This window comes from Povalibacter sp. (assembly GCF_036735925.1).
Taxonomy (GTDB): domain Bacteria; phylum Pseudomonadota; class Gammaproteobacteria; order Steroidobacterales; family Steroidobacteraceae; genus Steroidobacter.
The window spans coordinates 27,358-37,123 of the sequence record NZ_DAINNK010000053.1; the positions used below are offsets into that span (position 1 = coordinate 27,358).

Below are 9,766 nucleotides of genomic sequence, written 5' to 3' on the forward strand. Positions count from 1 at the left end.
GCGATCCAGGTAGTTCAGCAGCCGTCCCAGATGCTGGTTGAACTGGAAGTATTCATCGTAGGTCAGCGGGCCGGGCGGATTGTCGAGTACGCAGACGCGGCGCAGGCGCGCGTTGACGCAGAAGTCCTCGCCCTTCGGCACCAGCACGATGGCCGTGTATTCCTGCACGCCTTCGATGCCAGAGGAGCGGCGCATCAGCAGCTGGCTGTACCAGAGATTCGGATCGGACGGATCGATCGACAGCAGTTGCAGCGGCTGCGGCGCCAGCGAGAACGTCAGGTACGGCGTGCCGACGTACTTCGCATTCAGCAGCGTCAGCACGTTCTCGACGTTGGTGCGATGACTGGTGAGCTCGCGCCGCTCTTCCGAGGCCTGGCGCTGTGTCGTATCGATCTGCTGCGAAACCGAGCGCGAGCCGGAGACGGAGGTCGTCGTCGAACTGACCGAGCCGCCGACCGAGAAACCGCCGATGCCGAAGCCGCCGCCGAGCGACGCCGAAGTCGTGCGTGCCCGCGTGCTGCTGGCTTCGTTCATCTGGCTGGCGCTGCGGCCCATCGACTGCTGATCGGCTTCGCCCTCGAAGGCTTCCGCACCGACGACGCCCGTCTGCAGCATCGTGCGGTGCATGGGCGCCGCGGCGTGGAAGTAGGGCCGGATCGTGCCGAGCTCGCCGGATTTTTTGCGGATCTTCAGATCCAGCAGCACGTGAAAGCACGGTACGCCTTCGCCGAGCTGCGTCACGGGCGACGCCAGCGGAATCGTGGCCGGCGAGACCGTGGTGGTGAATTTCAGGAAGACGATGCGCTGATCCGGGAACTCGCTCGTGAACGTTTCTTCATCGGGCTCGTAGTAGAACAGCGAGATCGCGGTCTGATCGGGATCGCCCGCGTTCAGCGGTTGCGTGGTCGATGCCAGTGTCCACGGAATCTCGACCGGCAGGGGCAGCGTCGGATCGGCCATGGGGATCTCCAGCGAACGCGGGAGTCCGAGAGTGGATCAGCCCGCGTGCGCCGGCCCAGTGGCCAAAGGTGTGGAAGCTCGATGACGAAAGTACGACGGCTGCCCCCGCAGACCTCAGTCTTCCTTCTTCCCCGTCCACTCGCCGAGCCACTTCAGCACTTCCTGGTGCCACTGCACGCTGTTCGCGGGTTTCAGCACCCAGTGATTCTCGTTCGGAAAGTAGAGCAGGCGACTCGGAATGCCGCGACGCTGCAGGGCGGTGAAGGTCGAGATGCCCTGCGTGTCCGGCACGCGGAAATCCTGTTCGCCGTGGATGACGAGCATCGGCACCGACCACTTCGCGACCAGGTTCGCCGGATTGAACTTCTCGTAGTTCTCCGGCACTTCGTAGTACGGGCCGCCGTGTTCCCATTCGTCGAACCAGAGTTCTTCGGTGGAGTAGGCCATGCCGCGCGCATCGAAGATGCCGTCGTGATTCACCAGGCACTTGAACGGTTCCTGCCAGTTGCCGGCGATCCAGTTGATCATGAAGCCGCCGTAGCTGGCGCCGAGCGCGCAGGCGCGGTCGGCGTCGATCCACGGATACTTCGCGAGCGCAGCGGCGAGACCCTTCTGCAGATCTTCGAGCGGCTTGCCGCCCCAGTCCTGCGTGATCGAGTCCGTGAAGGCCTGGCCGTAACCGGGTGAGCCGTGGAAGTCGATGAACACCGCTGCATAGCCCGCGCCAGCGTAGGTCTGAGGATTCCAGCGATAGCTCCACGCATTGCCGAACGACACCTGCGGCCCGCCGTGGATGATGAAGGCGAGCGGATACTTGCGCTGCGGATTGAAGCCGGCCGGCTTCATGACGTGGCCGTACACGGTTTCGTTGTTCGCGCCGATGAACGTGAACTGTTCCGGCTCGCCGAGCTGCAGTTCGCTCAGCGCCTGCGCATTCAGGCGCGGCAGATCGCGCAGTTCGCCCTTCACGCTGATTGCATAGAGTTCCGCAGGCGATTTGAGCGAGGCCAGCGCGAACACGATGTCGCGTTCACCGACCGAGAACGAATCGACGTGGCCCGGGCCGGTGAGCATCGTCGGCTTGCCGGTCTTTACGTCGATGGACCAGAGCGGATGCTGGCCGAAGTTGTCGGCGCTCGCGTAAAGCGTCTTGCCGTCGGTCGAGAACTGCATCGCGTCGACCGAGCGATCCCATGTCTTCGTCAGCGCACGACGCTCGCCGCTCTTGCGATCCTGGATCACGATGTGGAAGCGATCGGCCTCGAAGCCGGGCCGTTCCATCGCGCGCCACGCGAGCTGCGAGCCGTCGCGCGAGAACACGGGCTGTGTATCCCAGGCGAGATTGTCGGCGGTGAGGTTGCGCGCCTCGCCGCCGTCGACCGCGACTTCGTAGAGGTCGAAGTTGGTCGACCACGGCTCCGACTTGCCCTTGAGGCGCGCGGAGAACACGACGGTCGTGCTGTCCGGCGAGAACGTGTACTCGCTCGCATCGCCGAACGGCTTCGAGGGAACGTCGGCATCGAGCGATCCGGACAGCGACAGCGGCTCGCCCTTCACCGCGCCGTTCTTCAGCGTCAGCACGAAGAGCTGCGAAACGCGTCCGTCCTTCCAGGTGTCCCAGTGCCGGATGAAGATGCGGTCGTGCACCATGCCGACGGCTTTGGATTTCGATTTCTCGTCGAGCCGTGTGACCGTGCACGCGAGATCGGCGCAATCGGCGAACACATCGAGCGACACCGCCAGCTTCGCGCCGTTCGGCGACAGCTTGAACGTGCCGACGTCCAGCGGCAGTCGCGTCACCTGCACGGCTTCGCCGCCGGCGCTGTCGAGCCGCCACACCTGGCTCGAACCGCTGCGGCTCGACAGGAAGTAGATGCCGCGGCCATCGGCCGACCACTGTGCACTGCCGTCGTTCTCGGGATGCGAGGTGATCCGCCGCGGCTGCGCACCCTTGGCGACGACGTCGAGCGACCACAGATCGGTGCGCCCTCGATTGGCGCCGATGTCGGTCTCGCGCACCGTGAAGACGACGGTCCTGCCGTCGGGCGACAGCGCCGGATCGGACACGCGATTCAGCCGGACCAGATCGTCGATCGAGAAGGGACGCTTGGCCTGCGCGTGTACGGCAGGAACGATCAGCAGCGTGGCGAGCAGGGCGCCGGCGGTGCGCAGACGGATCATGCAGAGACTCCCGGAAAAACGAGGCCGGAAGGATGTCACAGGGCAGCGCGACGCGGGAAGCCGGGACTGGCATGCCGCTTAAGGAAAAACCCGAGTCACCCCGTATCCCGGTCCGCGGCCGGGTTTGATATGGTCCGCGCCCGCCGAGGCGGCTGCGCCGCCGCTGTCTTCTTTTCCAGTCCAGGGGCCAAAGCTATCGTGACGACCGCCGAACGCATCGAACACATCTACCGACAGGTCATCCAGCGCAATCCCGGCGAGATGGAATTTCACCAGGCCGTCCGCGAAGTGCTGGAAACGCTGGGACCGGTGCTCGAGAAGCATCCCGAGTATGCCGAACACAAGATCATCGAGCGCATCTGCGAACCCGAGCGCCAGCTCATCTTTCGCGTTCCCTGGCAGGACGATCGCGGCGAGGTGCAGATCGCGCGCGGCTTTCGCGTCGGATTCAACAGCGCGCTGGGTCCTTACAAGGGCGGGCTGCGGTTTCATCCGTCCGTGTACCTGGGAATCATCAAGTTCCTCGGCTTCGAACAGATCTTCAAGAACGCACTGACCGGACTGCCGATCGGCGGCGCCAAGGGCGGTTCGGACTTCGATCCGAAGGGCCGCTCCGACGGCGAAGTCATGCGCTTCTGCCAGAGCTTCATGACGGCGCTGTACCAGCACATCGGCGAATACACCGACGTCCCGGCCGGCGACATCGGCGTCGGCGCGCGCGAGATCGGCTATCTCTTCGGCCAGTACAAGCGCATCACCAACCGCTACGAATCCGGCGTGTTCACGGGCAAGAGCCCGCAGTGGGGCGGCGCGCTGGTGCGACGCGAAGCCACGGGCTACGGCACCGTGTACTTCGTCGACGAGATGCTCAAGGCGCGCGGTCAGGGCATCGAGGGCAGGACCTGCGTCGTCTCCGGATCGGGCAACGTCGCGATTTACGCGATCGAAAAGCTCCTGCAGCTCGGCGCGAAAGTGGTGGCCTGCTCCGACTCGAACGGCGTGATCCACGACGCGCAGGGCATCGATCTCGCGTTGCTGAAGATGCTGAAGGAATCGCAGCGCTGCCGGATCAGCGAATACGCGAAGCACCGCGGCCACGCGCAGTATCTGGACCGCGGCAGCCTCTGGGACATTCCCTGCGAGATCGCACTGCCCTGTGCCACCCAGAACGAACTCGACGAGCGCGCAGCACGTACGCTGATCGCCAACGGCTGCATCGCGGTCGGCGAAGGCGCGAACATGCCCACACGCCCGCCGGCGTGCGCGCGTTTCTCGCCGCGAACGTCGCCTACGGCCCCGGCAAGGCCGCGAATGCCGGCGGCGTCGCGACCTCGGCGCTGGAGATGCAGCAGAACGCGAGCCGCGATGCCTGGACGTTCGAGTTCACCGAGCGGCGCCTGCACGAGATCATGCAGAACATCCATCGCAACTGCTTCGAAACCGCGGCCGAATACGGCACGCCCCACAACTACGTCATCGGCGCGAACATCGTCGCATTCCAGCGCGTGGCACAGTCGATGCTGGCGTTCGGGGTGATCTGAAGGAATCGGAGGGTTTCACACGGAGAAGAGAAGAAGTTTCCACGGGGGAAGAAGGGGAACACGGGGAACACGGGGTTCGGAACAGAAAATTTCTTATCCCCGTGCTCCCCGTGTTCCCCGTGTTCCCCTTCTTCCCCCCGTGGAAATTTCTTATTCCGACCTCCGTGGCCTCCGTGAACTCCGTGTGAACCCTCCTACTTCCTCTCGCTGAACACCGCGAAGGCACTGGTATACCCGTGCAGATAAGTGGCGTTCTGCACCGGGCCGATTTCGCCATTGCCGAAGAACCCGCCGATGGGCACGTCGGCGACGAGGCGGCGGAAGGCATTGCTGTCGTGATCGGCCTGACCATAGAGACCGTAGCCGCGGCCGGCGCATGAGAACAGCAGCGCGCCGCTCGACGGGCCGGAGAGCGTGGACGTGCGGTAGTGCGTCAATGCCCGTTCCAGATCGTGGGCGGAGGTCGCGGCATCGCGCAGGTGGAACTGCACCACGCTGTTGGTGGGCACCTGCGCGTTCACCCACAGTGCGCCGCTTTGCGGGTCCATTCCCAGGATGTTGCGGATGAGGAAGTCGCCGGGCACGTACTGGCTGGCGTCCGGACGCATCGCAAGTCCGAGGAACAGCGAATCGGTCAGCAGGTCGCGATCGAAGGGCGGAAGCTGTTCGAACAGCATCGCCAGGGCGTCGCGCGGCGGGCGTCCGTCGAGTTCGCGGATCAGGTTCTCATGCGACAGCGTGACGAACATGGGATCGCCGATCGGGCGACAGCCTTGCGCCACCACCGGATCGATCTGCACGTTGCCCGTGAGTGCGAGCGCGATGACGCCCGAGCGATGCATCTCGTTGCCGAGATACAGCGCGCTGCCGCCGACCTGGCGCGCGCCGCTCGCGAGCCCGCCCACCTTCGGCGAACTCGGGTAGACGCGATCGAGCCCCTTCACGAAGGTTTCGGTTTCGAAGCTGAAGGGGTCGGCGAGGATCAGGAACGACGGCTGCTGGCTCGCCGTCAGATGCATGGCGTCTTCCCACACGCGCGGTTCGGCATACACCGGCGGCACCTGCGCCGCGTCCAGGTGCACGCCTTTCATTCTCACGCCGGGCAGGGACGCGCCGGTCAGCGACAGGCAGGGACGATCCTCGATCTCGCGACCGCCGCCGATCACGCCGGCGGCGCAGCAGCCGAACAGATAGCTGCCTTCGAATTCCCGCAGCAGCAGGTACGACAGTTCCTCGAACCGTGCGGCGTGATGCGCGCTGACGAACACAGTCAGCAGATCCGGCTCGCGATTGCCCAGCCCCTTGAAGAGCTTCGCGGCGGAATGCGTAACGGCGGAAGACAGCAGCGCGTCGGTGTCGATGACGGAAGCCCAACGCATGGTCGGTTCACGATCCCGTGATGAGTGCGGGTCGATTCTAGCCAGCGGTGCCGTGCTTGTCCGTTGCGCGTTCTACGGGTGGCGAACTGTCGGCAGTCCGAGGACCCGACGGGTCACTGGCCGAGTTCGGCGCGTGCACCGGCAATCCATTCCCGCAGCGGCGCGTCGGCGAGGACGTGCCGCACGTAGGCGGCCGCGGCGTCGGACAACTTCGCGCCGTACGTATGGAACCTCAGGACGACGGGCGCGTACATCGCATCCGCTGCCGAGTAGTCGCCGAAGAGCCACGGACCGGTGCCGGCGTATCGGGCGCGACAGTCCTGCCACAGCTCATCGATTCGCGCGACGTCCTGCTGTCCGGCCGGCGGCATCGGTACGTCGAGCGTGCTGGCCGCTTTCATCGGCCAGTGTCCGCGCAGCGCGGAGAAACCGGAATGCATTTCGGCGCTGATCGAACGCGCGTGCGCGCGCCGCGTCGCATCGGCAGGCCAGGCGCGCCCGCCGGATTTTTCGTGCACGTATTCGATGATGGCGAGCGAATCCCAGACAGGCAGATCGCCATCGACGAGCACGGGCACGCGACCCGCCGCGGAGTACCGGCGTACGGCCGGCCCGAACGCCGGCGTATCCAGCTTGAGCGGGACTTCGCGGAACGGCAGATCGAGATGCCTGAGCAGGATCCACGGACGCAGCGACCAGCTCGACAGTTGCTTGTCGCCGATGACGAGAGTCAGCATGGCAAGGTCCCGGAAAGACAGGGGCGGCGAGTATCACGCAGGGCCGCGCCCGCGGCAAAAGGTAAAAACCGGGTGCCGCGCGGGGCTTTTTCTTTACACTGTGCGCCCCGTTCAGCAGCCGATGTTTCCGCGCATGTCCGACTACCAGTTGTCCACGCTCGCCGTCCGCGCCGGCCAGGTCCGCACGCACGAAGGCGAACACGCCGAACCCATCTTCGCGACGTCCAGCTACGTTTTCCGCAGCGCTGCGGAAGCGGCGGCGCGTTTCAACGAGACCGAGAAGGGCAACATCTATTCGCGCTTCACCAATCCCACCGTGCGCTGTTTCGAAGAACGGCTCGCGGCGATGGAGGGAGGAGAATCGTGCGTCGGAACGGCGTCGGGCATGGCGGCCATCCTGGCGACGTTCATGGCGCTGCTGAAGTCCGGCGATCACATCCTCTGTTCCGACAGCGTGTTCGGTTCGACCATCGGTCTCATCAATCGCTACCTGGTGAAGTTCGGCGTCGAGGTCACGTACGTGAAGCCCGACGACAACAATGCGTGGCGCAATGCGATGCAGGACAACACGAAGCTGCTGTTCCTGGAAACGCCCTCGAACCCGCTCGCGGTGATCGCCGACATCCGCGCCATCGCCGACATCGCCCACGCCAATGATGCGTACCTGATCGTCGACAACTGCTTCTGCACGCCGGCATTGCAGAAGCCCTTCGAGTTCGGCGCCGATCTCATCATCCACTCGGCCACCAAGTTCCTCGACGGACAGGGACGCTGCGTCGGCGGCGCCGTGGTCGGCAGCAAGCAGCTCGTCGGCACGGACATCTTCAACTACATCCGCTCGGCGGGTCCGAGCATGAGCCCGTTCAATGCCTGGGTCTTCCTCAAGGGACTGGAGACGCTGGAACTGCGCATGCGTGCGCACTCCGCGGCAGCGCTCGATCTCGCACGCTGGATGGAACGGCAGCCCGGAATCACCCAGGTCTACTACGCCGGGCTCGAATCGCATCCGCAGCACGCACTGGCGGCACGCCAGCAGTCCGGTTTCGGCGGCATCATCGCCTTCGAAGTCGAACGCGCCCGCGAAGGCGCCTGGGCCTTCATCGACGCCACGCGCCTGCTGTCCATCACCGCGAACCTCGGCGACACCAAGTCCACCATCACCCATCCCGCGAGCACGACCCACGCCCGCATCACGCCCGCCGAACGCGAACGCGCCGGCATCAGCGAAGGGCTGCTGCGCATCTCCGTCGGTCTTGAAGATCTCGGCGATCTGAAGACCGATATCGAACGCGGCCTCGCGGCAGTGCGAGGTTAGGACGGAGATAGAGAGAATGGCCGCAAAAAGGCGCAAAGCTCACAAATGAAAGAAGTTTCGGAAATGGGTCTGAATCATGAGATCCAATCCGATCTGGTTTATTTGTGTGTTCTGCGCTTTTTTGCGGCCATTCTCTCTTGTCTCGCGTTCCTCTCATGACCTCACTGCGTGCCCTCTGCTTCGATCTCGACGACACGCTCTGGGAAGTGTGGCCGGTCATCCGCAAGGCCGAGCGCGCGATGTACGACTTCCTGGGCGAGCGGTATCCGCGAGCCGTCGAGGCGATGACCATCGAAGCGATGCGGGATGCGCGGGCGCGGGTCTCGCTCGACTTTCCGCACATGGCCCACGACTTCACGTTCCTGCGCATGCAGGCGCTGCGCGAACTGGCGCAGGCCTGCGGGTATGCGCAAGCCATGGCGGACGAGGCCTTCGAAGCCTTCATCGCGGCGCGTAACCAGGTCGAGTTGTATGCAGACGTGCGCCCGGCGCTGGAGGTGTTGCGCGGACGATACCGCCTGTTCACGGCCAGCAATGGCAATGCCGACCTGGGGCGGATCGGGCTGTCGCACCTGTTCGAGCGCAGTGTCTCGGCCCGCCAGGTGGGTGCCCTGAAGCCTGCGCCGGCCGTCTTCCTGAAGGTGCTGGAGGGCACGGGCCTGGCGGCCGGGGAGGTCATGTACGTCGGCGACGATCCCCACCTGGACGTCGAGGGCGCCCGTGCCGTTGGCATGTCCACGGCGTGGATGAATCGTGCCGGCGCCGCCTGGCCCGAGGGCATCGAACCGGCGACCCATTCGGTCACCTCGCTGGCCGACCTGGTGGCGGTGCTCGGTGCTGGTGCGCCGGCCCGCTGAAAAGCTGCAATGCAGAGCAGCCGGTTGGCGTGACAACGGGCAGCGGACGCGGTGCGCGAAACCTGCGGTAACACGTTGGTATCCCACGAATTCGACGGTCCGCACCCAATTGCCTTGATTCTGCCTTTGGCGTAGATTTCGCGCCGTTCGTTGCCTTTGCCTGCTTTTTTCTCTGGCTTGGCCAGCCGGGTCATTGATGACCCATTGTTTCGGCCAACTTCTGAAAAATCCGACGAGACCGCGAACGTTAGGCCTGGGACCAATCCGGCGTGCAGTGAGGACACACGCATGCAGGGGGAGGAGCCCGTTTGTAACCAGGCCTCGCAGTGTTCGCTCGTCCAGATCGACGGTCGCGCTCGAGGCTTTTTTCAGAGAGAGCTTGTCTTTTATGACGAAAATCTACGTTGGCAATCTGCCTTTCACTGCAACAGAACAGGACGTGCGCGCTCTGTTCGAAGCACACGGCGCCGTGCAGTCCGTGGCGCTGATCAACGATCGCGAAACCGGCCGTCCGCGCGGCTTCGGCTTCGTTGAAATGTCGAGCGCCGAAGCACAGCGCGCCATCCAGTCCTTGAACGGCAAGGACATGGGCGGCCGTCCGCTGCGCATCAACGAAGCGCAGGAGCGTCAGGGCGGCGGCGGCGGTGGCGGCCGTGGTCCCCGCGGTGGTGGCGGCGGCGGTGGCCGCTGGTAATCGCCAGCTTCAGCATCAATCGCTGAACGAACCCCGCGGTGCGCAAGTGCCGCGGGGTTTTCTTTTTTCGGAGCCGGAGGTTTCACACGGAGTTCACGGAGA

Annotated in this window: 7 protein-coding genes and 1 pseudogene; 4 read left to right on the forward strand and 4 right to left on the reverse strand. The window is 64.7% G+C overall.

Going from position 1 to position 9,766, the window contains the following annotated elements:
• Positions 1 to 960 (reverse strand): hypothetical protein (locus V7D81_RS15920; RefSeq protein WP_324318008.1); only part of this gene is annotated, 960 nt, incomplete at its 3' end.
• Between the two features lie 114 nt (positions 961 to 1,074).
• Positions 1,075 to 3,141: a S9 family peptidase gene (locus tag V7D81_RS15925; protein ID WP_324318010.1), complete on the reverse strand. Its 2,067-nt coding sequence runs from the start codon at positions 3,139 to 3,141 to the stop codon at positions 1,075 to 1,077.
• Positions 3,142 to 3,402: 261 nt separating this feature from the next.
• Here V7D81_RS15925 and gdhA point away from each other — a divergent pair.
• Positions 3,403 to 4,682: pseudogene (gene gdhA / locus V7D81_RS15930) on the forward strand (NADP-specific glutamate dehydrogenase).
• A 194-nt stretch (positions 4,683 to 4,876) separates the two neighbouring features.
• Here gdhA and V7D81_RS15935 read toward each other — a convergent pair.
• Positions 4,877 to 6,061 carry an FIST signal transduction protein gene (locus V7D81_RS15935; protein ID WP_324318012.1) on the reverse strand — a complete coding sequence of 395 codons (1,185 nt, stop codon included), beginning with the start codon at positions 6,059 to 6,061 and terminating at the stop codon, positions 4,877 to 4,879.
• Between the two features lie 113 nt (positions 6,062 to 6,174).
• A complete protein-coding gene (locus tag V7D81_RS15940; protein ID WP_324318014.1) occupies positions 6,175 to 6,798 on the reverse strand; it encodes a glutathione S-transferase family protein in 624 nt (207 codons plus the stop codon).
• 133 nt (positions 6,799 to 6,931) lie between these two features.
• On the opposite strand from V7D81_RS15940, the gene V7D81_RS15945 reads away from it, so the two are divergent.
• From V7D81_RS15945 to V7D81_RS15955, 3 genes are all read left to right on the forward strand, one after another.
• Entirely contained in the window at positions 6,932 to 8,113 is a 1,182-nt protein-coding gene (locus tag V7D81_RS15945) for an O-succinylhomoserine sulfhydrylase (protein WP_324318016.1), read from the forward strand.
• A 155-nt stretch (positions 8,114 to 8,268) separates the two neighbouring features.
• Positions 8,269 to 8,970, forward strand: coding sequence for an HAD family hydrolase (locus V7D81_RS15950; protein ID WP_324318018.1), 702 nt, complete (start codon positions 8,269 to 8,271; stop codon positions 8,968 to 8,970).
• A gap of 388 nt (positions 8,971 to 9,358) precedes the next feature.
• Positions 9,359 to 9,664, forward strand: a complete 306-nt coding sequence (locus V7D81_RS15955; RefSeq protein ID WP_324318020.1) for an RNA recognition motif domain-containing protein — start codon at positions 9,359 to 9,361, stop codon at positions 9,662 to 9,664.
• Positions 9,665 to 9,766 lie beyond the last annotated feature (102 nt).

Bases quoted from the DNA above. Each gene is read 5' to 3' on its own strand.
- V7D81_RS15935 (WP_324318012.1), bottom strand. From the start codon at position 6,061: ATGCGTTGGGCTTCCGTCATCGACACCGACGCGCTGCTGTCTTCCGCC.
- V7D81_RS15925 (WP_324318010.1), bottom strand. From the start codon at position 3,141: ATGATCCGTCTGCGCACCGCCGGCGCCCTGCTCGCCACGCTGCTGATC.
- V7D81_RS15940 (WP_324318014.1), bottom strand. From the start codon at position 6,798: ATGCTGACTCTCGTCATCGGCGACAAGCAACTGTCGAGCTGGTCGCTG.
- V7D81_RS15950 (WP_324318018.1), top strand. From the start codon at position 8,269: ATGACCTCACTGCGTGCCCTCTGCTTCGATCTCGACGACACGCTCTGG.
- V7D81_RS15955 (WP_324318020.1), top strand. From the start codon at position 9,359: ATGACGAAAATCTACGTTGGCAATCTGCCTTTCACTGCAACAGAACAG.
- V7D81_RS15945 (WP_324318016.1), top strand. From the start codon at position 6,932: ATGTCCGACTACCAGTTGTCCACGCTCGCCGTCCGCGCCGGCCAGGTC.